Source organism: Dechloromonas sp. A34, from assembly GCF_026261605.1.
GTDB lineage: Bacteria > Pseudomonadota > Gammaproteobacteria > Burkholderiales > Rhodocyclaceae > Azonexus.
The window spans coordinates 1,006,863-1,031,464 of sequence record NZ_CP102486.1 but is presented as its reverse complement, the minus strand read 5'-3'; the positions used below and the strand labels follow the sequence as shown (position 1 = coordinate 1,031,464).

Here is a 24,602-nt window from a genome sequence, read left to right as displayed (position 1 = left end):
CCCCTGCGTTGCCGGGTCGAGTAAAATCGCGCCTTTCGACATTCAGATATCTCTCCCGAAAGGTAATCGCTATGGCCGGACATAGTAAATGGGCCAATATCCAGCATCGCAAGGGTCGCCAGGACGAGAAGCGCGGCGCCGCCTTCTCCAAGATCGCCAAGGAAATCACCGTTGCCGCCAAGATGGGCGGCGGCGACGCCGGCTTCAACCCGCGCCTGCGCGTCGCGGTGGATAAGGCCAAAGGCGTCAACATGCCCAAGGACAAGATCGACACCGCCATCAAGAAGGGCACCGGCGAACTTGAAGGCGTCGATTACGTCGAGATCCGCTACGAAGGCTACGGGATCGGCGGCGCGGCGATCATGGTCGACTGCCTGACCGACAACAAGACCCGCACCGTCGCCGAAGTCCGCCACGCTTTCAACAAGTACGGCGGCAACATGGGCACCGAAGGTTCCGTGGTCTTCCAGTTCAAGCATTGCGGCCAGATGATCTTCGCCCCGGGCACCGACGAGGCGGCACTGATGGATGCCGCCATCGAGGCCGGTGCCGAGGACGTGAATACCAACGACGACGGCTCGATCGAAGTGATCACCGGGCCGGCCGACTTCATCACCGTCAAGGACGCCCTCGAAGCCGCCGGCTTCAAGCCGGAATTCGGTGAAGTCACGATGAAGCCGGAAAGCGAAAACGAATTCACCGGCGAGGATGCCGTCCGGATGCAGAAACTGCTCGACGCGCTGGAGAACCTGGACGATGTCCAGGAGATCTACACGACGGCGGTAATGGACGAGTAAGTCGATCTGCCACCTGCAGAGCGGCTTGGAAAACCCGGGCCGCTCTTCTACACTGCCGGGATGGGACATTGGCATTCACGCCACCCGCCGAACAGGATGTAACGAACGACATGGACATTTCCTCCCGCGGCCTGCTGCCCGAACTGTTGATTCTGGGAATTCCTGAAGTCGATGCGCAGCATGAAGGCATTTTCTACCGCATCGAGAACCTGAAGTTTCTCTGCGTCGAGCAAAACGAACTGCCCCGGACGGTGGTGGAAGAATTGCTGGGCTATCTGCGCGAGCATTTCAAAACCGAAGAGCGCATCGCTCAGGCAACCCGGATCGAGTTCTCGGACCATACCAAGGCGCACAATGACACCTTGACCACTCTGACCGGCTGGGCCAGCGTGGTACTCAGCGGACAGCGCGACGTTTTCAGTTTTCTGCGTTACCTGGAAATCTGGTTCGAACGCCACATCCGCGAGGAAGACCAACCCTTCGCCGCCCAGTTGCTCGACATCAACGCCGCTCCCGGCTCCTGATGCATCCTGGCCGGCCAGCCCCACTGAAGCCCGTGCAGCCAACGGGCTTCGTTGTTTCCACCACCGCCGTTCATCTAGCGTCCGCCCCGCCGGGCAGCCCGTCGCCTTGCCCTGGAAAGCCCCGTGCCGCAACTCTACCCCTTCTTCTTCGTCTTCCTGTGGAGCACCGGTTTCATCGGCGCCAAGTACGGCCTGCCCTATGCCGAGCCGCTGTCCTTCCTGCTCACCCGCTACGGCCTGGTGATCGGGCTGATGACGGCGATCGCGCTGGCGACGCGGGCTCCATGGCCGAAAGCGCCGCGGCAGTGGCTGCATATCGGCGTCTCCGGCGTGCTCGTGCATGCCATCTACCTCGGCGGCGTCTTTGTCGCCATCAAGCATGGCCTGCCAGCCGGCGTAACAGCCCTGGTCGTCGGCATGCAGCCCTTGCTGACGGCGCTCGGTGCCGGCTGGCTGCTCGGTGAAAAAGTCAGCGGCCGGCAGTGGGGCGGCCTGGCCCTCGGTTTCGTCGGGGTCGGGCTGGTCGTTTCCGGGAAGTTCGGCGATGCCGGACTGGGGCCGATGCTGATTCCCGCCCTCGTCGCCCTGCTCGGCATTACCGCCGGCACGCTTTACCAGAAGCGTTTCTGTGCCCAGTTCGACCTGCGCACCGGGTCGGTCATCCAGTTCGTGCCGACCGCCGTGCTGACTGCCATCGCCGTCACCCTGTTCGAAGACTTTCGCATCGAATGGACCGGCGATTTCGTCTTTGCCCTGGGCTGGCTGGTGCTGGTTCTCTCGATCGGGGCAATCAGCCTGTTGAACCTGCTGATCCGCGGCGGCAGTGCGGTTAACGTCGCCAGCCTCTTTTACCTGACGCCACTGTCAACGGCGGTGATCGCCTGGCTGATGTTCGGCGAACAATTGAGCCTGGTTGCCGGATTCGGCATGTTGCTGGCCGTCAGCGGCGTCTATCTCGTGGCGCGCTCGAAATGAGCGCCCCGCGCATCCTCGGCATCGACCCTGGTCTGCGCGTGACCGGCTTTGGGGTCATCGAGAAGCACGGCAACCAGTTACTCTACGTCGCCAGCGGCTGCATCAAGTCGAACGACAAGCAGTCGCTGCCGGAACGCATCAAGACGCTGTTCGCCGGAATCAGCGAGGTGATCGCCACCTATCAGCCGAACCAGGCGGCGGTGGAAAAGGTCTTTGTGAACGTCAATCCGCAATCGACCTTGCTGCTCGGCCAGGCCCGCGGCGCGGCGCTCAGCGCGCTGGTTCATGCCGACCTGCCGGTCGCCGAATACACGGCGCTGCAGGTCAAGCAAGCGGTAGTTGGCCAGGGCAAGGCGGCCAAGGAACAGGTCCAGCACATGGTGGTCAGACTCTTGAGCCTGACCGGCGCGCCGACCGCCGATGCCGCCGACGCCCTGGCCTGCGCCATTTGCCACGCCCATGGCGGGCAGGGTTTGGGGGCCTTGGCGACCGCCGGCTATCGCGTTCGCGGCGGGCGACTGATAGGATGAGGCCCTGTGTGAAAATACAGTACTTTTTCCAGAAAGAGATTGCCCCGAAATGATCGGAAGACTGACCGGCATCCTCGCCGAAAAGAATCCCCCACAGATCGTGCTCGATGTGAATGGTGTCGGTTATGAAATCGATGTCCCGATGAGCACCTTCTACAACCTGCCAGCGGCGGGCGAGAAGACCAAATTGCTGACCCATTTTGCGGTGCGCGAAGACGGGCACTATCTGTATGGCTTCCTCAGCGAAGGCGAACGCTTTGCCTTCCGCCAGTTGCTGAAGGTCTCCGGGATCGGCGCCCGCACGGCGTTGTCGGTGCTCTCCGGCCTCTCGGTCGGCGATCTCGCGGCAGCCGTGGCGCAACAGGAACTCGGCCGCCTGATCAAGATTCCCGGCATCGGCAAGAAGACGGCCGAGCGCCTGCTGCTCGAACTCAAGGGCAAGCTCGCCGAAACCACCGGCGTATCGCTGCATGCAGTCGCCGACGACGCCAAGCACGACATCGCCAATGCCCTGCTCGCCCTCGGCTACAACGAGAAGGAAGCCGCGGCCGCGATGAAACAGCTGCCGCCCGACATCGGGACTTCGGACGGCATCCGCCAGGCCCTCAAGATGCTGTCGAAAGCGTGATGTTCTCCGAAGAGAATCCCCGCCGGCTGGCGCAGATCGCGCTGGTGGTGCTGCTGATCGTCGGCTGTATCGCCGTGCTGCTGCCTTTCATCGGCGCCGTGCTCTTCGCCTTCGTGGTCTGGGCCTGCACCTGGCCTTATTATTCGGAAAAGCTGCTGCCCCGGCTCGGCGGGCGTGACGCCCTCGGCGCGACGCTGATGACCCTGCTGCTGGTGCTGATCATGCTGTTGCCGATGGTTTTCCTGGCCGCTTCGCTGGCCAACGGCGCCGACAAGCTGCTCGACTTCGCCAAGCCCTATGTCGAGCAGGGCTTGCTGCTCGACCCACCGGCCTGGCTCAGCGGCCTGCCCTTCATCGGGACGGAAATCGATCACTTCTGGCACCAGGTCGCCAGCAACCGGGACGAACTGAATGATCTGCTCAAGCAAATGGTCGCCCCGCTCCGCCAATTCGCCCTGGCGCTCGGCGGGATTGCCGCCAACGGCCTGCTGCAGTTGGCGCTGGTGCTGTTCGTGATCTTCTTTCTATATCGCGACGGGGCGAAAGTCAGCCACGCACTCTATGTCGGCGCCCGCAAGCTGGGCGGCGAACTGGGCGAGGAAATCCTCGACAAGACACGCGACACCGTGGTCGGCGTCATGCTCGGCATTGTCGGCACCGCCGCCGCCCAGGGCACGGTGGCGATGATCGGCTTTCTGATTGCTGGCGTACCGGGCGCCATGCTGCTCGGCTTTGCGATCTTTTTCCTGTCGATGATCCCGATCGGGCCGCCGCTGATCTGGGGCGGTGCCGCCGCCTGGCTGTGGGGTCAGGAGCAGACAGGCTGGGCGATCTTCATGGTGCTCTACGGGCTTTTCGTCATCAGCAGCATCGACAATTTCGTCAAACCGATTCTGATCTCCCGCGGCGCCGGCATTTCGATTCTGCTGATCGGCCTCGGCGTGCTCGGTGGCGTACTGGTCTTCGGCTTCATCGGCATCTTTCTCGGCCCGGTGCTGCTCGCCCTCGGCCACATGCTGCTCAGCCGCTGGACGCGCGAGGAAAAATCGACATGATCGAGACCGACAAGCTGGTAGCTGAGCGAATCATCGCACCGCAGGCCAAATCCGTTCAGGAAGAGGCGCTCGAACGCGCCCTGCGCCCCAAGCGCCTGGCCGACTACACCGGCCAGGTCAAGATTCGCGAACAACTGGAAATCTTCATCCAGGCCGCCCGCAACCGCGGCGATTCGCTCGACCACGTGCTGCTCTTCGGCCCGCCCGGCCTGGGTAAGACGACGCTGGCCCATATCGTCGCCGCCGAAATGGGCGTCAACCTGCGCTCGACTTCCGGCCCGGTGCTCGAACGCGCCGGCGATCTGGCCGCCATCCTGACCAATCTCGAACCGCACGACGTGCTGTTCATCGACGAAATCCACCGCCTGAGTCCGGTCGTCGAGGAAATCCTCTACCCGGCACTGGAAGACTTCCAGATCGACATCATGATCGGCGAAGGCCCGGCCGCCCGTTCGGTCAAGCTCGATCTGCCGCCATTCACGCTGGTCGGCGCGACGACCCGGGCCGGCATGCTGACCAACCCGTTGCGCGACCGCTTCGGCATCGTCGCCCGCCTCGAGTTCTATAACGCCGAGGAACTGCAAAGCATCGTCAGCCGCTCGGCGACGCTGCTCAACGCACCGATCGATGCCGCTGGCGCCCTGGAGATCGCCAAGCGCTCGCGCGGCACGCCGCGAATCGCCAACCGCCTGCTGCGCCGGGTCCGCGACTACGCCGAGGTCAAGGCCGACGGCCGGATCACCAGCCCGGTGGCTGACGCGGCACTGGCCATGCTCGACGTCGACGCGGCCGGGCTCGACATCATGGACCGCAAGCTGCTCTCGGCGGTGATCGACAAGTTCGGCGGCGGCCCGGTCGGCGTGGACAATCTGGCAGCGGCGATCGGCGAGGCACGCGACACGATCGAGGACGTGCTCGAACCCTACCTGATCCAGCAAGGCTACCTGCAACGCACCCTGCGCGGCCGCATCGCGACGCCGGCCATCTACCGCCACCTCGGACTGGCCGAACCGAACAGCGCCGTCGTCCGCGACCTGCTCGCCGATTCCTGAGCCGGCGCCAGCGGCTCAGCTGCCGACGGACGAATCCTTGAAATCGTCGTGGCAGCTCTTGCAGACTTTGGTCAGATCGGCGACAACTGCCTTGACCGCATCCGGCGAGCCAGCACGAGCAATCTCCTTGAGGCGTGTCGTTTCGGCCTGGAACTTCTCGTTGAGCCCGCGATAGCGCGCCCATTCCTTCCAGATTTCGGGACGGGCCTTGGTGTTGCCCTCGTGCGATCCGGCGACGAAGCCATCCAGGCTGACCCGCGACAGCATCTCGAGATAGGCGGCATGGCGATTCAGCTCCTCGCGATTGAACGGCAGCTTGCCCTTGACCATTCCTGAAACCTGGTCGTAATGGCGCTTGACCAGGGTCATCACCGCCTGACGATAACGGATCGGCTCTTCGTAGCGGGTCGCTTGCGCGGAGGCTGGGGCGGGCAGTTGCAGGCCGATGGCGGCAAAGACCGATAGAAGGAGGCTTCGGGCTCCGGTCATCATTGTCCTCTCCGGTAAAATGCGATGGCTAATTGTCAATTCTGCCACGAGTTCGCCCCCGGAGATTCCATGAAATTCCGTCAAATTCTGATTTCCCTGCTTTGTCTGGCCGGCGCCCCTGCCCTCGCTGCCGACGCTGCTGCGCTTGTCGAACAGCATTGCTCCCGTTGCCACGGCAGCGACGGCCTGGCTACCGGCCCCGGCCTGCCGCACCTCAACGGACAACTGGAAGCCTACCTTGCCGACGCCATCGGCAAGCTGCAGAAAGGGCGCCTGCCGACCACTGTTGCCACTCACATCCCAGCCGAACTATCGAGCAGCGATCTTGCCGTTATCGCCGGGCATTACGCCGGGATTCGCGCCATTCGCCCAAAACAGGAAGTCGATCCGGCCAAGCAGGCCCGCGGCGAGGAGGTTTATCGCAACCGCTGCGCCGAATGCCACCCCGACAACGGACGGGAAGCCGACAAGGACGCCCCCCTGATGGCTGCCCAGTCGCTCGATTACATGCTGGCGCAGACCCGCCTGTTCGTCAGCGGCAAGCGCAAGTTCGGCTTCCTGCAGGACGAAGCATTCAAGGGCCTGAGCAGCGACGACCTCGACGCCGCTGCCCACTTTTTTGCCAGCCAGGAACAGTACGCAGAGGCCAAGCCGGTGATCAAGAAGAAACAACGCCGCTAGTACCAGCCTTTGCCTTTATGGTACTAGTTCGCCGACGATGGGCTCAGAAACATACCGTTACAGAATAATGCTGCATTGCAAGGTAAAATTCCGCGATGAAATTTGAGCCAAAGCCCAACGCCTTCTCGATCCCCGTTCGGGTTTATTACGAGGATACGGACGCCGGCGGGGTTGTTTACTACGCCAATTACCTGAAGTTCTTCGAACGTTGCCGTACCGAGTGGATGCGCTTTGCCGGGCATGACCAGTCGCAACTGGCGGCCGATGCCGGGATCGGCTTCGTCGCCCGCAAGGCGAGTTGCGAATACCTGAAGCCCGCCCGCCTCGACGACGAGCTGACGGTCGGTCTCGAAGTCGAAAAACTGACCCGCGTCCGCGTTGTCTTCCGCCAGCACGTCCGCCGCGGCGACGAAGAACTGGTCACCGGCACCGTCGAGATCGCCTGCGTCAACATGGCCACCATGACGCCCTCCGCCATTCCCGAATTCCTGCACAGCAAACTGGAAACGCTTAAATGAACGTCACTCAGGACCTTTCCATCTTCCATCTGATTCTCGAAGCCAGCGCCGTCGTTCAGGCCGTGATGCTCCTGCTGGCCGGTGTCTCCTTCATGTCCTGGTACTACATTTTCATGAAGTGGTTCTCGGTGCGCCTGGCGCGCACCAAAACCGAGACCTTCGAGCGCGATTTCTGGTCCGGTGGCGACCTCAATAACCTCTTCAACAGCGCGGTCAACGACCGCCACCATGCCGGCTCCATGGAGCGTATCTTCGAGGCCGGCTTCCGCGAATTCACCAAGCTCAAGGGCCAGAAGAACCTTGACCCCAAGGACATTGTCGACGGCTCGCGCCGCGCCATGCGCGCCACCTACCAGCGCGAAATGGATGCGCTGGAAGCCCACCTCGCCTTCCTCGCCTCGGTCGGCTCGGTCAGCCCGTACATCGGCCTGTTCGGCACCGTCTGGGGCATCATGCATGCCTTCCGCGGCCTCTCCAACGTCGGCCAGGCGACCCTCGCTTCGGTCGCCCCGGGCATCGCCGAGGCGCTGGTCGCCACCGCCATCGGCCTGTTCGCGGCAATTCCCGCGGTCCTCGCCTACAACCGCTTCTCGCACGATATCGACCGCCTGGCGACGCGCTACGAGTCGTTCATGGAAGAGTTCTCCAACATCCTGCAACGGCAGATGCGTTAAGCCATGCGCCAACGCCGCCTGAAAAACGAAATCAACGTCGTCCCCTACATCGACGTCATGCTCGTGCTGCTCGTCATCTTCATGGTGGCGACGCCGATGATGACCACCGGCTCGGTGGATCTGCCGGCGGCAGGAACGGCGCCGCAGAAGCCGGACAAGTACGTCAAGGTGCAAGTCAAGGAAGACGGCGCGCTGTCGATCTTCGATGTCGACGGCAAGGAGAAAAAGATCAAGGGTCTCAAAGAGCTGAAGAGTCAGCTGGTCAGCCTGAAGGAAGCCGACGACAAGATGCCCATCCTGATCGCCGGCGACAAGGAAGCGCCCTACAAGAATGTCATCGAAGTGCTGGACGAAGCCAAACGCGCCGGATTCCAGAAAGTCGGCCTGGAAACCGCCGCCAAGTAACGATCCATGATCGACCAAATTCGCGAAGAACCCGGCAAGAAATACGCACTGACCTTCACCATCCTGGTGCACGTCGGGCTGCTGGTATTCCTCTTCCTCGGCGTGCAATGGAAAAGCAGCAAGCCGGAAGTGATGGAGGTCGAACTGTGGTCGGCCCAACCAACCCCGGCAACCTACGTTCCGCCGCCGCCCCCTCCACCGGAAGTGAAGCCGGAGCCGAAACCGATTCCCAAGGTCGAACCGAAGCCCGAACCACCCCCGCCCAAAAAACCGGACATTGCGATCAAGCAGGAAAAAAAGCCGGAACCGAAGAAACCCGAGCCGCCCAAGCCGGAACCGAAAAAACCGGAACCAAAACCCGAACCGAAGAAACCCGAGCCCCGGGTCGACCCGTTCAAAGAAATGCTCGAACGCGAAGAAAAACAGCGCTCCACCGCCAGTACGCAGGCCCGGATGGCCGCTGCAGCCGAGGCCGAACAGCGGGCCTCCGCCAGCAAGCGAGGAATGGCCGACTACGCCAGCAAGATACGCGGCAAGGTACGTGGCAACATCGTGCTGCCCCCAGCATTCAGGGGAACCCCGAGGCAATCTTCGAAGTCAGTCAATTGCCTTCCGGTGAGGTTCTCGCCGTCAAGCTGAAACGCTCCAGTGGCAATGCCGCACTGGATACCGCCATTGAGCGCGCGATCCTGAAATCCTCGCCTTTGCCGAAGCCGGATGACCCGTCATTGTTCCAACGCTCGCTGGAAATCAAGTACAAGCCGTTTGAAGAGTAAAATCGCGCGAAACCTTATGAAAATGAACCCAATGCCCAGCATTTCACGCCGCATTTTCCTGACGTTGGCCCTGTTGACAGCAAGTCTCGCCCAGGCTCAGCTTTCGATCGAGATTACCGGCGCCGGGGCCAACCGGATCCCGGTGGCGATCGCCGATTTCGTCGGCGATGGCGCGGCGTCGCGCATCGTCACCGCGACGGTGCGTTCCGACCTCGAGCGCAGCGGCCTGTTCAAGCTGGTCGACACGACCGGCGTCGCTCTCGACGAGAATTCCCCGATCAATCACGCCGACTGGAAAGGCCGGGGCGCCGACGCACTGGCCGCCGGCAGCCTGGCGCGCAGCCCGGATGGACGGATGGAAGCCCGCTTCCGCATTTACGACACGCAAAAAGCAGTTTCCCTGGGCGGTGCCGCTTACGTGACCAGCAACGAGCAACTGCGTGCCGCCGGTCACCGCATCGCCGATTACATCTACGAAAAGCTGACCGGTGAAAAGGGCGTCTTCTCCACCCGGATCGCCTACGTCGTCAAAAACCGCGGCCAGTTCCTGTTACAGATTGCCGATGCCGATGGCCAAGGTGCCGCCACTGCGCTGACCTCGACCGAACCGATCATCTCGCCGGCCTGGTCGCCGGATGGCAGCAAGCTGGCCTATGTCTCCTTCGAGAAGAAGAAGCCGATCGTTTATGTCCATTCGCTGGCGACTGGCCAGCGCCACATCGTCGCCAACCAGAAAGGCTCGAATTCGGCGCCAGCCTGGTCGCCCGATGGTCGCCGGCTGGCCGTTGTCATGTCCAAGGACGGCAATTCCCAGATTTATGTCGTCAATGCCGATGGCAGCGGCGGACCGCAACGCCTGACCAACTCGTCGGGCATCGACACCGAACCGCGCTACGCTCCCGACGGCAGTATCTATTTTACCTCCGACCGCGGCGGCAGCCCGCAAATCTATCGGATGGGCGCCGGTGGCGGCGATGTTCAGCGCGTTTCCTTTGAAGGCAGCTACAACGTTTCGCCGCGCCCCTCGGCCGACGGCAAGACCCTCGCCTTCATCAGCCGCCGCGAAGGCCGCTTCCAGCTCACCGCAATGGATCTGGCCAGCCGCCAGGTTCAGGTGCTGACCGACTCGAACAAGGACGAATCCCCCAGTTTCGCACCCAATAGCCGCATGATCCTGATCGCCACCGAAATCGGCGGGCGCGGCGTACTGTCGGCTGTTTCCAGCGATGGCAGGATCAAACAACGCCTCTCGGTCGCCGCAGGTGATGTGCGCGAACCGGCCTGGGGTCCGTTTTTCAAATAATCCTCACCGGAGAACTCCATGAACAAACTGCTTATTCCCGCCCTGCTGTCCGCCCTTATCCTGGGTTGTAGTTCCACCCCGATTCCCGACGAAGGCGGCGCCCCCGTCGAATCGCGCAGTAGCGGCAGCAGCACCGGGGTTGCTCCGGTCGTTGCCGGCGGCGTCGATGCCAACGGCCTGCCGCGCGAACTGACCGACCCGAAGAGCAAGCTGGCCCAGCGCAGCATCTACTTCGATCTCGACAAGTACGACATCAAGGCCGACTACCAGGATCTGGTTGCCGCCCACGCCAAGTACCTGGTCGCCAACCGTGGCTTCAAGGTTCTGCTCCAGGGCAATACCGACGAGCGCGGCAGCCGTGAATACAACCTGTCGCTCGGCCAGAAGCGCTCGGACGCCGTGAAGCGTTCGCTGGTTCTGCTCGGCGCCAAGGAAGAGCAGGTCGAATCGGTCAGCCTCGGCGAAGAAAAGCCGAAGAATGCCGGTCACGACGAAAGCGCCTGGTCTGAAAACCGTCGCGCCGACATCCTCTACAAGGCTGCCGACGGTCGCGGCGAGTTCTAAGCATGCGCCCGGTTCGAATCGCCCTTCTGATTGCCGCCCTGGGCGCCGTACAGGCCCAGGCCGGCGTTTTCGACGACGAAGAAGCGCGTCGCCAGGTTACCGATCTGAAGATCAAGACCGAGGCGCGATTCGACCAGCAAGCCAAGGCCCAGCTGGATCTGGCCAGCCAGATCCAGCGCCAGGCCGAAGAAATCGCCCGCCTGCGGGGCCAGGTCGAAACCCTGAATTACGAGCTGGAAACCGCCAAGAAGCGCCAGCAGGATTTCTATCTCGACCTCGACTCGCGCCTGCGCAAGTATGAAACGCCACCTGCCGCCACCGCCTCGAGCGATCCGGCCGGCAACGGCACGCCTGCCAATGCAAAACCAGCGGGCGAACCGGCCCGCGAAGGCCAGGAATACGAAGCCGCCCTGAACCAGTTCAAGGCAGCAAAATACAAGGAAGCCGCCGCCAGTTTCGGCGGATTCGTCCAGAAATACCCGGACAGTTCGCTGGCCCCCAATGCCCAGTACTGGCTGGGCAATGCCTGGTACGCCCAGCACAACTGCACCAAGGCGATCGAGGCGCAGAGCGTGGTCACCACCAAGTACGCCGACAGTGCCAAGGCGCCCGATGCCTGGCTGGCGATCGCCACCTGCCAGCAGGAACTGGGCAACCCGACCGGCGTCAAGCGCTCGCTGGAAACGGTGATCGCCAAGTACCCGACCTCGCCGGCTGCCGAATCCGCCAAAACGCGCCTGAAGAAGAAGTAATTGGCCTTGCGCCTCACCGAAATTTTCTTCTCCCTGCAGGGAGAGGCCTCGCGCGTCGGCTTGCCGACGGTCTTTATCCGCCTGACCGGCTGCCCGCTACGTTGCGTCTGGTGCGACACGACCTACAGTTTCACCGGTGGTGAGTCGGCCAGCATCGAGTCGATCCTGGCCGAGGTCGCGAAATATCCCGCCCGCCAGGTCTGCGTCACCGGTGGCGAGCCGCTCGCCCAGAAGGAATGCCAGCCCCTGCTGAGTGCCCTGTGCGACGCCGGTTACGACGTTTCGCTGGAAACCTCGGGCGCCCTCGACATCGCCGCCGTCGATCCGCGAGTATCGCGGATCATGGACCTCAAGGCCCCGGATTCCGCCGAGTCGGCCAGGAACCGCTGGGAAAACCTGAAGTTCCTGAACCCGCGCGACGAAATCAAGATCGTCATCGCCTCGCGGGCCGATTACGAATGGGCGCGCGACGTATTGCACCAGCACCGGCTGGATGCCTTGTGCCCGGTTCTCCTTTCTCCAGCCCAAGGGCTCGTCGAAGCTGCCGACCTCGCAAGCTGGATTCTCGAAGACGGCCTGAACGTGCGCTTCCAGATGCAGTTGCACAAACTGCTTTGGGGTAACATGAAGGGAAAATAAACAGGGGACAACCATGACGCAAAATCGCCGCCAGTTCACTCGCATTCCATTCAAGACCGAAGCGCGTGTTTTTCTCCCGAATGGCGAATTTGTGGTCGAAGTCGTCGACCTGTCGCTGAAAGGCGCTCTGATCCGCCCGCAAGACGAACTGTTCGTCACCGTCGGCAGCAACTGTGCCCTGGAAATCCAGCTGGCCGACGCTGCGTCGAGTATCCGCATGGAAAGCACCATCGTCCATCATCAGGGCAGCTACTACGGGCTGGCCTGCCGCGAGATCGACCTCGACAGTGTGACGCATCTGCGTCGCCTGGTTGCACTGAATCTTGGCGACGAAGCCCTGCTCGAACGCGAAATCTCCCTTTTGACCAAACCCTGACCGCTTCATCATTCACGGCATCACCACCGCCCAGGCTGATGCCTTTCGCGGCCTTCGAGCAGAACCTGCTCAGGCCGCCATTGCCGCCACCCTAGTGCAAGCGTTTGCCTTAGTGGTACTAGATTCCCAGATAGCGGTGCCAGATGCCGTGATCGGCGGCCAGCTCGGTCGACGTCCCGCGCCAAACCACCTGGCCTCGTTCGACGATGGTGTGCTGGTCGGCCAGGGCAATCAGCTTTTCGACGTATTTGTCGATGACCAGGATGCTTTGCCCGGCCGCCCGCAAGCGGGCCAGGCAGACCCATATCTCGTCGCGGACCAGCGGGGCGAGGCCCTCGGTGGCTTCGTCGAGAATCAGCAGGCGCGGGTTGGTGACCAGGGCGCGGCCGATAGCCAGCATCTGCTGTTCGCCGCCCGAGAGTTGGTTGCCGAGGTTGCGCCGGCGTTCGCATAGGCGAGGAAAGAGTTCGTAGACGCGGGCCGGCGTCCATGGCGTGCCGACGCCACGACGGTTGGCGAAAAAAGCCACCAGATGCTCGTCGACGGTCAGGTTGGGAAAGCACTGCCGGCCTTCCGGCACCAGCGCGATGCCGGCCCGGCCGATGCGATCCGGCCGCCAGCCGTCGATGCGTTCGCCGGCGAAACGGATGGTCCCGGCCTTGACCGGCTGCAAACCGCAGATCGCGCGCAGCGTCGTCGTCTTGCCCATGCCGTTGCGGCCGAGCAGGGTGGCCGCCGCGCCTTCTTCCATCGCCAGATCAAGGCCGAACAGCACCTGGCTCGGCCCATAGGCGACTTCCAGGCCGCTGACTTCGAGCAGGGTGCTCAAGCGTGGTCCCCGAGATAGGCACGGCGTACGCCGGCATCGTTTTTCACGTCATCCGGCGTGCCGGTACAGATCAGCCGGCCGTTGACCAGCACCGAGATGCGGTCTGCCAGTCGGAAGACCGCCGCCATGTCGTGCTCGACCAACAGAATGGTGACGTGGCGGGCGAGATGCTCGATCAGTTCGATCATCCGCGCCGACTCCTCGGGGCCGGTGCCGGCCATCGGTTCGTCGAGGAGCAACAATTGCGGCTTCGTCGCCAGCGCCATGGCCAGTTCCAGCGCCCGCTGCTCGCCGTGCGACAAATTGCCGGCCACGATGTCGGCCTTGGATTGCAGGCCGACCTGCTCGAGATAGCCCTGCGCCTCATCAAACAGCGTCGTTTCGCTCTTCACCGGCCGCCAGAAGCGGAAACTACTGCCGGCATCGGCCCGCCCCTGCACGGCCAGCGCCACGTTGTCGAGCGCCGAGAGGCCGAGGAAGACGTTGGTGATCTGATAGGAGCGCGCCATGCCGGCGGCGACCCGCTGGTGCATGCTCAGCCGGGTGACGTCGCGGCCGGCAAAATAGACGCTGCCTGAGTCCGGCTGCAGCGCCCCGGAAACGTGGTGAATGAAGGTCGTCTTGCCGGCGCCGTTGGGTCCGATCAGGGCATGCACCTCGCCGGCCTCGACGCTGAAATCGACGCCCTGCAGCGCGTCGACCGCGGCAAAGCGGCGCGACAACCGGCGGACTTCGAGCAGCGCGTCAGCCATGCGGCTTGCCGAACAGCGCAGCAACGCCCTTCGGGGCAAAGAGCACGATGCCAAGCAGCAGCAGGCCGAGGCCGATATGCCAGTGCAGCGTGAAGCCAGACAGCACTTCCTCGAGGCCAAGCAGCACCACCGCCCCGACCACGCCGCCATAGAGGTAGCCGACACCGCCGATGATGACCATGACCAGCAGCGTGCCGGACTGCGTCCATTGCAGCAGGTTGGGGCTGGCCAGCCCGGTCAGGTTGGCGAGCAGCGCGCCGGCCAGACCGGCCAGGGCGCCGCCCAGCGCGAAACAGATCAGGCGGTAGCGGAAGACCGGATAGCCGAGCGCTTCCATGCGCGTCTCGTTTTCGCGGATGGCCTGGATCACTCGGCCGAAACGGGCGTCGGCCAAGCGGCCGAGAAAGCCGATGGCCAGCGCCAGGCAACCAAGCGCGACGTAGAACAGCGCGCTGTCGCTGGACAGGCTGAGGCCACCCAGGGTCATCCGCCCGGCCAGCGGCAGGCCGTCGTCGCCGCCCCAGGCGCGCGCCGAGATAAACAGATAGTAGGCCATCTGGGCGAAGGCCAGAGTGATCATGATGAAATAAACGCCGCGCGTGCGCAGGCTGATCGCCCCGACCAGCAGCGCAAACAGGCCGGCGGCGAGCATGGCGAGCGGCAAGGCCAAGAGCGCCTCGCCGATGCCGCTGCCCTGGCAGATCGCCGCCGCATAGGCGCCAGCCCCGAAGAAGGCGGCGTGACCGAGCGAAAACATGCCGCCGAAGCCGAGCACGAGGTTGAGGCTGGAAGCGGCCAGCGCGAAGATCAGGACTCGGGTGGCAAAGCCGATGTAGAACTCCTGGCCGAAGGCGGTCAGTACCGATGGCAAGGCGAGCAGGGCCAAGAGCAGCACGACGGCGAGCGGCTTCTGCCAGGGCGCGGGACGATAGAAGGCCATCAGGCGCGCGCCGGGAACAGGCCTTGCGGCTTGAAGAACAGGATGCCGGCCATGAGCAGGTAGATCAGGATCGAGGCCAGCGCCGGACCGAGGGTCGACGCCACGTCAGCCGGCAGGATGGCGCGCAGCAGGGTCGGCAGCAGCGCCCGGCCCAGGGTATCGACGGTACCGACGATCAGGCTGCCGACCAGGGCACCGCGGATCGAGCCGATGCCGCCGATGATGATGACCACGAAAGCGACGATCAGCACGCTCTCACCCATCCCGACCTGGACCGCCAGCAGCGGCCCGAGCAGGCCGCCGGCCAGGGCGCAGAGCGCCGCGCCGAAGACGAAGACGGCGGTGAACAGGCCGCGCACGTTGATGCCCAGGGCTTCGGTCATTTCCCGGTTCGAGGCCCCGGCCCGCACCCACATGCCGACCCGGCTCTTGGCGACGAGCAGGTAGAGCAGCCCGGCGACGGCCAGGCCGAAAGCGATGATAACCAGCCGGTAGGCTGGGTAGAAGAAGTCGCCGCCGAAGAGTGCAAACTCGACCGGGCCGGCCAGCGCCTCCGGCGGATTGAGCAGCACCGGCTGTGCGCCCCAGATCATGCGTACCGCCTCGTTGGCGATCAGGATCAGTGCGAAAGTGGCGAGCACCTGCGACAGGTGGTCGCGTTTGTAGAGCTGGCGAAACAGGGAGAGTTCGAGCAGCAGGCCGAGCAGCGCGGTACCGGCCACCCCGGCGCCCAGCCCGATCCAGAATGAATCGGCGGCCTGCGCCGCGGCGGCGACCAGGTAGGCCCCGACCATGTACAGCGAGCCATGCGCCAGGTTGATGCAGTCCATGATGCCGAAAACCAGCGTCAGCCCGGCGGCGAGCAGGAACAGCATGAGCCCGAACTGCAGGCCGTTGAGGGCCTGCTCGAGAACCAGCTGGGTCACTTCATCTTGCACTGACTTACATAAGCGTCAGCGTGATTCGTGAAGATGGTGCCCATGGTCTTGTTGGTCACCCGGCCCTGCGCATCCTTGCCGATGGCGCGCAAGTAGTAGTTCTGTACCGGGTAGTGGTTGCTGTTGAACCTAAAGTCGCCGCGTACCGACTTGAAGCGTTTGGCTTCGAGTGCCTTCTGCAATGCCGCCTTGTCGTCGACCTTGCCTTTCACGTCGCGCACGGCAGCGTCCATCATCAGCGCTGCATCGTAGCCCTGCGAGGCATAGAGCGACGGCAGACGGTTGTATTCCTTTTGGAAATCGGCGACGAAACGCTTGTTTTCGGCATTTTCCATGTCGTGTGCCCAGTGCGAGGAGTTGAACATGCCCATCATCGGCGCGCCGACCGCCTTGATCACGTCTTCGTCGGCCGAGAAGCCGGGGGCGAACAGCTGCGTGTCGCGCGACAAGCCGGCGGCGACGAACTGCTTGACGAAGTTGATACCCATGCCGCCGGGCAGGAAGAAAAACAGTGCATCCGGTTTCAGGGCGCGGATCTGCGCCAGTTCGGCGGCGTAGTCGAGCTGGCCGAGCTTGGTATACACCTCGTCGGCGACCTTGCCCTTGTAGTAACGCTTGAAGCCGGAGACCGCATCCTTGCCGCCTGGGTAGTTCGGGGTGACGATCACGACGTTCTTGAACCCCTTGTCCTGCACCACCTTGCCGACTGCCTCGTGGAGGTTGTCGTTCTGCCAGGCGACGTTGAAGAAGTAAGGATTGCATTGCTCCCCGGCGTACTGCGAGGGGCCGGCATTGGCCGAGATGTAGAAGGTCTTGTTCTCGAAGACGGTCGGGCCGACGGCGAGCATGATGTTGGAGAAGACGATGCCGGTCATGAAATCGACCTTGTCCTTCTTCAGGAACTTGTCGGCGGTCTGCTTGGCGACATCCGGGCTCTGCTGGTCGTCGGCAATCAGCACCTCGGCCGGCAGGCCGCCGAGTTTGCCGCTCAGATGCTTCATCGCCAGGTTGAAACCGTCGCGGATATCGACCCCCAGGCCGGCGCCCGGACCGGACAGCGTGGACACCAGGCCGACCTTGATCTGATCGGCGGCGTGAGCGGAACCGGCAAGCATCAGCGCGGCGGCGAGGGCGGACAGGCGAGGCATCATCGAAATCTCCGGCAGGACAATGGAAAGCGGCAAATTGTAGCGCAGGAACAAGCAGATACCGGGTCAAAGCCGGTCGAATTTCAGGTATATTCGCGCCCCATGATGAAGCCAGCCGTCGTTCTCCTTTCCGGTGGACTCGATTCCGCCACTTGCCTCGCCATTGCCCGCAGCCAGGGTTTTGACTGTTATTGCCTGTCGTTCAATTACGGCCAGCGCCACTGCGCCGAACTGCAGGCTGCCGAACGGGTGGTCAAGGCCCTCGGCGCCGTCGAGCATCGCGTGCTCAATCTCTGCCTCGCCCAGTTCGGCGGTTCGGCGCTGACCGACGCCAAGATCGACGTCCCGGTCGATGGCGTCCAGCCGGGCATTCCGGTCACCTACGTGCCGGCCCGCAACACCATCATGCTGTCGCTGGCCCTGGCCTGGGCCGAAGTACTTGGTAGCCGCGACATTTTCGTCGGGATCAATGCCGTCGACTATTCCGGCTACCCGGATTGCCGGCCGGAGTACTTGGCGGCTTTCGAAAAGATGGCCAATCTGGCCACCAGGGCCGGTGTCGAGGGCGTCAAGCTGGCCATCCACGCGCCGCTGATTGATCTTTCCAAAGCCGAGATCATCCGCACCGGCGCCGCGCTGGGCGTGGACTACGGGCTGACCGTCTCCTGCTACCAGGCCGACGAACAGGGCCGCGCCTGCGGGGTCTGCGATTCCTGCCGCCTGCGCGCCGAAGGCTTCGCCGCCGCCGGCCTGCCCGACCCGACGATCTACCGGGCCTGAGCATGGACCTTGCCGCGCAGTCGACTACCGTCCTCTGGCTGGCCTTCGCCGTCTCTTTCGCCTTCGGGGCGATCGGCCAGAAAACGCATTTCTGCACCATGGGCGCGGTATCCGACATCGTCAACATGGGCGACTGGAGTCGCATGCGCATGTGGCTGCTGGCCATCGGCGTCGCCATCCTCGGCTCGGCGACGCTGCATGCGGCCGGGCTGATCGACCTCGGCAAGTCGATCTACCGGACGCCCAATTTCACCTGGCTGTCCTACCTGGTCGGCGGCCTCTGCTTCGGCATCGGCATGGTGCTCGCCTCCGGCTGCGGCTCGAAGACGCTGATCCGCATCGGCGCCGGCAACCTCAAATCCGTGGTGGTCTTCCTGGTCCTCGGTCTGGTCGCCTACATGACCCTGCGCGGCGTGTTCGGCGCCTTTCGCGTCAATGTCCTGGAAAAGGCGGCCCTCACCTTCCCCGGTGGACAGGACCTGCCGGCCCTACTCACCGCAGCCGGCCTGGAGCCGCAGACCGCCTTCGGGCTCGCCGTGCTCGCCATCGGCGGCGGGCTGACTGCCTTCTGTCTGCTCAACCGCGATTTCTGGACCTTCGACAACCTGCTCGGCGGCCTCGGCATCGGGCTGACGGTGGTCGCTGCCTGGTACGTCAGCGGCCACCTCGGCTATCTCGCCGAACACCCGGACACGCTGGAAGAAGCCTTCCTCGCCACCAATAGCGGGCGCATGGAATCGCTGACTTTCGTCGCGCCGCAGGCCTACGCGCTGGAACTACTGATGCTGTGGTCCGATACCAGCCGCAAGCTGACTTTCGGGATCGCCTCGCTGCTCGGCGTCATCGCCGGATCCGGCGCCTGGGCGCTGCTCACCGGGAATTTCCGTTGGGAAGGTTTCGCCAGCGTCGAAGACACCGCCAGCCATCTGCTCGGCGCGGCGCTGATGGGTTTCGGCGGCGTCGTCGCCATGGGCTGCACCGTCGGCCAGGGCATCACCGGGTTCTCGACGCTGGCCCTGGGTTCCATCCTCACCTTCCTGGCTATCGTCGCCGGCGCTGCCGCGACGCTGAAATTCCAGTACTGGCGACTGATGCGGGAAGCCTAGACCTCCTCGTTTTCCTTGAGTTTTTCGATCACAAGCGGAAAAGCGCCGGAACCAATCAGGGCGACGGCGGAAACGATGAACGCCAACCCGGCCATCGGATCGTCAAGCACGGGATGAATCACCGCACCGAATCCGGCCACGCTGAGCACGCCGGGGATCAGGCAGAGGATGGCGAGAGCGGTGAGGAGGAGGAAGGACAGGGGGTAACGGCGAGACATGGTTAGGAGCGGCGGAAACGGGAGGACATTCTAGTCGCCCTGCCCGTGACTTGAAACTGGCGGTCGCTACCGCATCCTCACTGCCGGGTCCTGAGAGGCTGCCGGAATGACGCTTGGAAAGCCGGCCATGCCGCCGGCGAAAAAAAGCCGCGAATCGTGTCGCGGCTTTTTCGATGTGCTGACCACCTGTCTATTTACTGAATTTCCGGCGGACTGCAGCGAGCCCCATCATCGCCACGCCCAGCAGGGCAAGGGAGCCCGGCTCCGGGATCGTCTGGATGCGGAGATCGTCGATCTTTATGCTGTCGCCGGCATCGAGGTTGGCCGTGCGGACACCGATGGCAGTGAATGAAGTAAGGCCGGATGCGCCCGAGTACAGGGTATCCCAACCGGTGAGCGAAGCCATTTCGCCGGCCGTCGGATTGACCCACAGAGCGATCCGATCAAAAGAACTGTTTGCCAGTGATTTGTAGAGGTAGGCAGCGATGTGATAACTGGTGTTGCTAGCCAGATCGCTTCCCGGCGCGAAGCTGCCAGCGCTTCCGGTGGTACGGGCGAACAGGTCATTGGTACAGTTCCCGGTACCGCAATTTGCCTTGAGACCGATATTGGGTCCGATCGACGAGCCGAACCAGATGGCAAGAAAGTCGTTGTCGTTGAGCGTGCCGGAATACTGAAAGTTGAAATCGACGATGACCTTGTCGGTTTGCGCCGAGGAAAGTGTGCGGGTAGCAGCCGTATTGTTGTTGCCGGTGAAAGCTAGCCAGTTATCGCCCGACTGATTGACCACCGACTCGGCGCCCGATCCCGCCGACCAACCGCCGGCCCAGCCGCTGCCGCCATTCTGCAGATTCAGATTACCGCTGGCGTAGGTATCGAAATTGTCGGTCGCCACCACGACGTGTGCGCTGACGAGAGTGGATACGGCGAGAAGCGTTCCGAAGGCTAAGGCTTTAAGCATGATTGCAATTCCATATTTATCAAAGTTGTTATCGAATAACACCAAGCAATAAACTAGCCAATTATAAATAAATACTAATTAACAATAACTTAAACCATAAATCGAATCGATTGAAATTGACGATGTAAAGAAAATCGACAACTGTGACTGTGAAAAAACTCACGAAACCATATTTGCCATATTTTTAGGAGTAACTTTCCGTGCGCTGGCCATGGCTGCCGGAAACTTCTGGCGTCGCGAACCATCGGCCAATTTGGTGTTCTGACCATCGGACATGCCGGCATGCCATTTGCTGCCGGCCAGTAGAACCCGAATCTCTCGCCAGAAACCCGACAAAACGCCGATGAACGCCCCGGAATTCCCGCCCCTCGAACTGCCCGACTTCGACAATAGTTTTGCCGCCCTGCCCGAAGTCTTCTACACCCGCCTCAACCCGCTGCCGCTGCCCGAACCCTATGTCGTCGGCATCAGCGATGAGGTGGCCGGACTGCTCGGCTTGTCACCCGAGTTGTTGCAGCACCCCGAGTTTCCCGAAATATTCGCCGGCAACCGCATCCTGCCGGGCTCCGACCCGCTCGCCGCGGTCTATTCCGGCCACCAGTTCGGCATCTGGGCCGGGCAACTGGGCGACGGCCGGGCGCACCTCCTGGGCGGCCTGCGCAACGAGCGCGGTCATTGGGAAATCCAGCTCAAGGGCGCGGGCCGCACGCCCTACTCGCGCGGCGCCGACGGCCGCGCCGTACTGCGCTCGTCGATCCGCGAATTCCTCTGTTCCGAAGCGATGGCCGGCCTCGGCATACCGACCACCCGGGCGTTGTGCGTGATCGGCGCCGATGTACCGATCCGCCGCGAGGAAACCGAGACGGCAGCCGTCGTCACCCGCGTCGCCCCCGGCTTCGTCCGCTTCGGTTCCTTCGAGCACTGGGCCTCGCGCGACCGCGGGCTGGAATTGCAGCAACTGGCCGATTACGTCATCGACACCTTCCGCCCCGAATGCCGGGAAGCGGCGAATCCCTACGACGCCCTGCTGCGCGACGTCTCGCGCCGCACCGGGGAGCTTATGGCCCACTGGATGGCGGTCGGCTTCATGCACGGCGTGATGAATACCGACAACATGTCCATCCTCGGCCTGACGCTGGACTACGGCCCCTTCGGTTTCATGGAAGCTTTTGACGCCGGCCACATCTGCAACCATTCCGACCATCAGGGCCGCTATACCTACCGCAACCAGCCGCATGTCGCGCAGTGGAATCTTTACTGCCTGGCCGAAGCTTTCCTGCCGCTGATCAAGAGCCCGAAACAGGCGCGCGAGGCGATCGACGACACCTACGGCACGGCCTTCGAAGCCGCCTTCGAACGCCTGATGTGCGCCAAGCTCGGCCTGCGCGAGGCGCTCGACGACAACGAGACCTTCATCGGCCAGACCTTCGGCCTGCTGCAACAGCACCGGCCGGACTTCACGCTGTTCTTCCGCACCCTGTCCCGATTGCCGGCGGAGATCGACGGTAGGGATTCGGCAAAAACCGATGCCGCGCTGCGCGACCTTTTCGTCGACCGTACTGCCTGCGATGCCTGGCTCGCCACCTGGCGCGCCCGCCTGGCACAAACCCCATGGGACGACGCCGAGCGCCAGGCGGCCATGCTCGCCGCCAACCCGAAATACGTGCTGCGCAATTGGCTGGCCGAAAAGGCTATCCGCCAGGCGAAAGAGAAGGACTTTTCCGAGGTCCGGCGCCTGCTCACCTGCCTGCGCAATCCTTACGCCGAGCAGCCCGAGTTCGAGGACTACGCTGCGCTGCCGCCGGATTGGGCGAGCGGCCTGGAAGTCAGCTGCTCCAGTTAACGAAAAAAGCCGGCGGGGTCGCCCTCGCCGGCTTTACTGAATTACGAAAAGTACTGCTTACTGGACCTGCTGAATCCCGGCCAGTGTCCAGCCGCGGCTGCCGTCGGTCGGCTTGGTCATGTTCCAGATTTCATCGAACGGCCCAGCCACGGCATCCTTTTCCTCGCGGATCAGGCCGTGGAAGCGGATGCTGACCACGTAGCGGCTGGCTTCCTCGGCAACGTCGAGAACCTCGGCATTGAGCTGAACGACATCGGTTTCCTGGGCAACAGTACCGCGCTCGGCCATCGCCAGCTTGATTTCACCAAACATTTCGGGCGTCGTGAACTCGCGGATATCGTCCAGATTGCCGGCATCGTTGGCGGCCTGCAGGCGAATGAAATTGACCTTGGCGTTGCGCACGAAGGCTTCGACATCGAAGCCGGCCGGGATCGAAGCGGCCGTGGCAGCAGCTGCGGCTGCCGGAGCGTAGGCAGAACCGCCGGCCGGGGTGAATTCCGGCTGCGGCGGCTGCTTGCCACCGAGGCCGGCGCCGGCGTACTGCATGCCGCCTTGCTGGCTGGCCGCCGCTTTCTTGCGCATCACGAAGCCGATCACCATGACCACGGCCATGATCAGCAGACCGATCATCAGCATGTTGGCCATCTCTTCACCGAAGCCGAAGTGCGAGGCCAGGGCGGCCAGACCGAGACCAGCAGCGAGACCGGCCAGCGGTCCCATCCAGGAGCGCTTGGGTTGAGCTGCAGGGGCGGCGGCCGGGGCAGCGGTCGGCGCCTGCTTGACGGCCGACGGCGGGGTACTCGGGGTGACCGACTGGCGTTGCATGCCGGACGAAGTGCCGCCACCCAGGCGCTTGGCTTCGGCATCGCCGACGCTCAGCGTAAAGCCGAGCACCAGCGCGGCAGCCATCAGGGCAAAGTTTTTCATCTGTGTCTCCATGTATGAAAGTTACGCTACGTAGTCTACAGCACCGCGTCGACTACAAAAACAAGATTAGTCCGCATACTTGATCCCAAAAAATCGAAGCATCAGGGACCGAGCAGTTCGCCGATGGCGGCGGGATTGGATGGGAAGTACAAATGGACGTAGGAGGCGGTCAGCCGCTGGCGGCGAAAGACCGCCTCGCCGGCCCGGCCGTCGGGCGTCATGGAGCGCACGAGCGGGTTCAAGGGCGTTTCGCTCTTCGAGTAATGAAAAGTGTGACCGGCCAGGCGGCCTTCCGGAAGCTCGACGAACTGCGTACCGAGCGCCGCCAGGCGCTGCTGCATCACCGAACGGCCGGGTAGCAGGCCGGCGAAGCGGTGGCTCTGGCCGGTCTTGTCCACGACTTCTTCGAACAGGCTCATCATGCCGCCGCATTCGGCGAGCAACGGCTTGCCGGCATCGACATGGGCGAGCAGCGCCGTCCATAGCGGCTGGTTGGCAGACAGCGCGGCGGCGTGCAATTCCGGGTAGCCGCCGGGCAGCCAGACCGCATCGCAGTCGGGCAGCGGGTCGCCGGCCACCGGCGAGAAGAAGTGCAGTTCGGCGCCGAGGTCCTTGAGGGTTTCCAGGTTGGCCGGATAGATGAAGCCATAGGCCGCGTCACGGGCGATGGCGATGCGCCGGCCGGCGAGCCGCGCTTCGACGGCCTGTGGTGGCTCTTCGGCGAATTCGACGGCCGGTGGCAGATCGACACTGGCGCTGGCGGCCAGCGCATCGGCCAGCTTGTCGAGGCGAGCCGCGAGATCAGTGATCTCGGCCGCCTGCAGCAGCCCGAGGTGGCGTTCAGGCAGGCTGTCGCCGCTTTTCGGCAGGGCGCCGAACCAGCCCATGCCGGGCGACAGGCTGTCGCGCAGCATCTCGGTATGGCGGGCGCTGCCCACCCGGTTGGCGAGCACGCCGGCAAAGGGCAGGCCGGGCCGGTAGGTCGCCAGACCGTGGGCGACGGCACCGAAGGTCTGGGCCATCGCCCCGGCGTCGATCAGGGCCATGACCGGAATGCCGAAGCGCTGTGCGATATCGGCCGCGGAGGGCGTGCCGTCGAACAGGCCCATGACGCCTTCGACCAGAATGAGGTCGGAGTCGGCCGCGGCGCGGGCCAAGCGCCACTGGGCGTCGGCCTCGCCGCACATGCCGAGATCCAGGTTCTGGCAGGGTCGGCCGCTGGCGAAGGCGTGGATCTGCGGGTCGAGAAAATCCGGACCGCACTTGAAGACGGTGACGCGCCGCCCCTGGCGGGCATGCAGGCGAGCCAGCGCGGCGGTGACGGTAGTCTTGCCCTGGCCGGAGGCCGGGGCGGCAATAAGAAGCGCGGGGCAACTGGGCATGGATGTGGTTTCGGTTGTCGTTGGCGGGAGGGATGATAGC

General features: G+C 63.4%; 31 protein-coding genes. 21 read left to right on the top strand and 10 right to left on the bottom strand.

What is annotated here, in order from left to right; translation table 11 throughout:
* Positions 1-71: 71 nt before the first annotated feature.
* From NQE15_RS05175 to ruvB, 7 genes are all read left to right on the top strand, one after another.
* On the top strand, positions 72-797 hold the full coding sequence (locus NQE15_RS05175) for a YebC/PmpR family DNA-binding transcriptional regulator (RefSeq protein WP_265947177.1): 726 nt from the start codon (positions 72-74) through the stop codon (positions 795-797).
* Between the two features lie 110 nt (positions 798-907).
* Positions 908-1,321 (top strand): bacteriohemerythrin, encoded by a 414-nt coding sequence (locus NQE15_RS05170; RefSeq protein WP_265947175.1) that lies wholly within the window; start codon positions 908-910, stop codon positions 1,319-1,321.
* 123 nt (positions 1,322-1,444) lie between these two features.
* Positions 1,445-2,296, top strand: a complete 852-nt coding sequence (locus tag NQE15_RS05165; protein ID WP_265947173.1) for a DMT family transporter — start codon at positions 1,445-1,447, stop codon at positions 2,294-2,296.
* Positions 2,293-2,826, top strand: a complete 534-nt coding sequence (ruvC, locus tag NQE15_RS05160) for a crossover junction endodeoxyribonuclease RuvC (RefSeq protein ID WP_265947171.1) — start codon at positions 2,293-2,295, stop codon at positions 2,824-2,826. The genes NQE15_RS05165 and ruvC overlap by 4 nt, the downstream gene beginning before the upstream one ends.
* 49 nt (positions 2,827-2,875) lie before the next feature.
* Positions 2,876-3,454, top strand: coding sequence for a Holliday junction branch migration protein RuvA (gene ruvA / locus NQE15_RS05155; RefSeq protein ID WP_265947169.1), 579 nt, complete (start codon positions 2,876-2,878; stop codon positions 3,452-3,454).
* On the top strand, positions 3,454-4,509 hold the full coding sequence (locus NQE15_RS05150) for an AI-2E family transporter (RefSeq protein ID WP_265947167.1): 1,056 nt from the start codon (positions 3,454-3,456) through the stop codon (positions 4,507-4,509). The genes ruvA and NQE15_RS05150 overlap by 1 nt, the downstream gene beginning before the upstream one ends.
* The gene (gene ruvB, locus NQE15_RS05145; protein WP_265947165.1) at positions 4,506-5,561 is read left to right on the top strand and encodes a Holliday junction branch migration DNA helicase RuvB; all 1,056 of its coding nucleotides are present in this window, start codon (positions 4,506-4,508) and stop codon (positions 5,559-5,561) included. The genes NQE15_RS05150 and ruvB overlap by 4 nt, the downstream gene beginning before the upstream one ends.
* 15 nt (positions 5,562-5,576) lie before the next feature.
* On the opposite strand, the gene NQE15_RS05140 is transcribed toward ruvB, so the two are convergent.
* On the bottom strand, positions 5,577-6,050 hold the full coding sequence (locus tag NQE15_RS05140; protein ID WP_265947163.1) for a c-type cytochrome: 474 nt from the start codon (positions 6,048-6,050) through the stop codon (positions 5,577-5,579).
* 69 nt (positions 6,051-6,119) lie between these two features.
* Here NQE15_RS05140 and NQE15_RS05135 point away from each other — a divergent pair, with 69 nt between their 5' ends.
* The 11 genes from NQE15_RS05135 (at position 6,120) to NQE15_RS05090 (ending at position 12,738) form a co-directional block, all read left to right on the top strand.
* Entirely contained in the window at positions 6,120-6,731 is a 612-nt protein-coding gene (locus NQE15_RS05135; protein ID WP_265947161.1) for a c-type cytochrome, read from the top strand.
* A 95-nt stretch (positions 6,732-6,826) separates the two neighbouring features.
* Positions 6,827-7,249, top strand: coding sequence for a tol-pal system-associated acyl-CoA thioesterase (ybgC, locus tag NQE15_RS05130; protein WP_265947160.1), 423 nt, complete (start codon positions 6,827-6,829; stop codon positions 7,247-7,249).
* Positions 7,246-7,923, top strand: a complete 678-nt coding sequence (tolQ, locus tag NQE15_RS05125) for a protein TolQ (RefSeq protein ID WP_265947158.1) — start codon at positions 7,246-7,248, stop codon at positions 7,921-7,923. The genes ybgC and tolQ overlap by 4 nt, the downstream gene beginning before the upstream one ends.
* A gap of 3 nt (positions 7,924-7,926) precedes the next feature.
* Positions 7,927-8,328: a protein TolR gene (gene tolR / locus NQE15_RS05120; protein WP_265947156.1), complete on the top strand. Its 402-nt coding sequence runs from the start codon at positions 7,927-7,929 to the stop codon at positions 8,326-8,328.
* 6 nt (positions 8,329-8,334) lie between these two features.
* Complete coding sequence (locus NQE15_RS05115; RefSeq protein ID WP_323055004.1) at positions 8,335-8,967, top strand: protein TolA; 633 nt, start codon at positions 8,335-8,337, stop codon at positions 8,965-8,967.
* On the top strand, positions 8,895-9,104 hold the full coding sequence (locus NQE15_RS23800; RefSeq protein WP_323054983.1) for an energy transducer TonB: 210 nt from the start codon (positions 8,895-8,897) through the stop codon (positions 9,102-9,104). Before NQE15_RS05115 ends, NQE15_RS23800 begins: the two co-directional genes overlap by 73 nt.
* A 31-nt stretch (positions 9,105-9,135) precedes the next feature.
* Positions 9,136-10,407, top strand: a complete 1,272-nt coding sequence (gene tolB, locus NQE15_RS05110) for a Tol-Pal system beta propeller repeat protein TolB (RefSeq protein ID WP_265947154.1) — start codon at positions 9,136-9,138, stop codon at positions 10,405-10,407.
* Positions 10,408-10,425: 18 nt separating this feature from the next.
* Positions 10,426-10,971 carry a peptidoglycan-associated lipoprotein Pal gene (gene pal, locus NQE15_RS05105; protein ID WP_265947152.1) on the top strand — a complete coding sequence of 182 codons (546 nt, stop codon included), beginning with the start codon at positions 10,426-10,428 and terminating at the stop codon, positions 10,969-10,971.
* 2 nt (positions 10,972-10,973) lie between these two features.
* Positions 10,974-11,723, top strand: coding sequence for a tol-pal system protein YbgF (gene ybgF / locus NQE15_RS05100; protein WP_265947150.1), 750 nt, complete (start codon positions 10,974-10,976; stop codon positions 11,721-11,723).
* Complete coding sequence (queE, locus tag NQE15_RS05095) at positions 11,724-12,362, top strand: 7-carboxy-7-deazaguanine synthase QueE (protein ID WP_265947148.1); 639 nt, start codon at positions 11,724-11,726, stop codon at positions 12,360-12,362.
* 13 nt (positions 12,363-12,375) lie between these two features.
* Positions 12,376-12,738, top strand: coding sequence for a PilZ domain-containing protein (locus NQE15_RS05090; protein ID WP_265947145.1), 363 nt, complete (start codon positions 12,376-12,378; stop codon positions 12,736-12,738).
* 118 nt (positions 12,739-12,856) lie between these two features.
* On the opposite strand, the gene NQE15_RS05085 is transcribed toward NQE15_RS05090, so the two are convergent.
* From NQE15_RS05085 to NQE15_RS05065, 5 genes are read right to left on the bottom strand one after another with little or no spacing between them, the layout of a single operon-like run.
* The gene (locus NQE15_RS05085) at positions 12,857-13,567 is read right to left on the bottom strand and encodes an ABC transporter ATP-binding protein (RefSeq protein WP_265947143.1); all 711 of its coding nucleotides are present in this window, start codon (positions 13,565-13,567) and stop codon (positions 12,857-12,859) included.
* On the bottom strand, positions 13,564-14,319 hold the full coding sequence (locus tag NQE15_RS05080) for an ABC transporter ATP-binding protein (protein WP_265947141.1): 756 nt from the start codon (positions 14,317-14,319) through the stop codon (positions 13,564-13,566). The genes NQE15_RS05085 and NQE15_RS05080 overlap by 4 nt, the downstream gene beginning before the upstream one ends.
* Complete coding sequence (locus tag NQE15_RS05075) at positions 14,312-15,259, bottom strand: branched-chain amino acid ABC transporter permease (RefSeq protein WP_265947139.1); 948 nt, start codon at positions 15,257-15,259, stop codon at positions 14,312-14,314. The genes NQE15_RS05080 and NQE15_RS05075 overlap by 8 nt, the downstream gene beginning before the upstream one ends.
* Positions 15,259-16,185: a branched-chain amino acid ABC transporter permease gene (locus NQE15_RS05070; protein WP_265947137.1), complete on the bottom strand. Its 927-nt coding sequence runs from the start codon at positions 16,183-16,185 to the stop codon at positions 15,259-15,261. Before NQE15_RS05070 ends, NQE15_RS05075 begins: the two co-directional genes overlap by 1 nt.
* Complete coding sequence (locus tag NQE15_RS05065) at positions 16,182-17,348, bottom strand: ABC transporter substrate-binding protein (RefSeq protein ID WP_265947135.1); 1,167 nt, start codon at positions 17,346-17,348, stop codon at positions 16,182-16,184. The genes NQE15_RS05070 and NQE15_RS05065 overlap by 4 nt, the downstream gene beginning before the upstream one ends.
* A 99-nt stretch (positions 17,349-17,447) precedes the next feature.
* Here NQE15_RS05065 and queC point away from each other — a divergent pair, with 99 nt between their 5' ends.
* Both queC and NQE15_RS05055 read left to right on the top strand, forming a co-directional pair.
* Positions 17,448-18,125 carry a 7-cyano-7-deazaguanine synthase QueC gene (gene queC / locus NQE15_RS05060; protein ID WP_265947133.1) on the top strand — a complete coding sequence of 226 codons (678 nt, stop codon included), beginning with the start codon at positions 17,448-17,450 and terminating at the stop codon, positions 18,123-18,125.
* A 2-nt stretch (positions 18,126-18,127) separates the two neighbouring features.
* The gene (locus NQE15_RS05055; RefSeq protein WP_265947131.1) at positions 18,128-19,231 is read left to right on the top strand and encodes a YeeE/YedE family protein; all 1,104 of its coding nucleotides are present in this window, start codon (positions 18,128-18,130) and stop codon (positions 19,229-19,231) included.
* Here NQE15_RS05055 and NQE15_RS05050 read toward each other — a convergent pair.
* Together NQE15_RS05050 and NQE15_RS05045 are read right to left on the bottom strand one after the other, a co-directional pair.
* Positions 19,228-19,449 carry a hypothetical protein gene (locus NQE15_RS05050; RefSeq protein ID WP_265947129.1) on the bottom strand — a complete coding sequence of 74 codons (222 nt, stop codon included), beginning with the start codon at positions 19,447-19,449 and terminating at the stop codon, positions 19,228-19,230. The genes NQE15_RS05055 and NQE15_RS05050 overlap by 4 nt on opposite strands.
* A 190-nt stretch (positions 19,450-19,639) precedes the next feature.
* Complete coding sequence (locus tag NQE15_RS05045; RefSeq protein WP_265947127.1) at positions 19,640-20,452, bottom strand: PEP-CTERM sorting domain-containing protein; 813 nt, start codon at positions 20,450-20,452, stop codon at positions 19,640-19,642.
* 301 nt (positions 20,453-20,753) lie between these two features.
* On the opposite strand from NQE15_RS05045, the gene NQE15_RS05040 reads away from it, so the two are divergent.
* Positions 20,754-22,253 (top strand): protein adenylyltransferase SelO, encoded by a 1,500-nt coding sequence (locus tag NQE15_RS05040; RefSeq protein ID WP_265947125.1) that lies wholly within the window; start codon positions 20,754-20,756, stop codon positions 22,251-22,253.
* 57 nt (positions 22,254-22,310) lie between these two features.
* Here the strand turns inward: NQE15_RS05040 and NQE15_RS05035 are convergent, their stop codons facing one another.
* Together NQE15_RS05035 and NQE15_RS05030 are read right to left on the bottom strand one after the other, a co-directional pair.
* Entirely contained in the window at positions 22,311-23,180 is an 870-nt protein-coding gene (locus tag NQE15_RS05035) for a Tim44 domain-containing protein (RefSeq protein WP_265947121.1), read from the bottom strand.
* 101 nt (positions 23,181-23,281) lie between these two features.
* Complete coding sequence (locus tag NQE15_RS05030; RefSeq protein WP_265947119.1) at positions 23,282-24,562, bottom strand: cobyrinate a,c-diamide synthase; 1,281 nt, start codon at positions 24,560-24,562, stop codon at positions 23,282-23,284.
* Between the last annotated feature and the right edge of the window lie 40 nt (positions 24,563-24,602).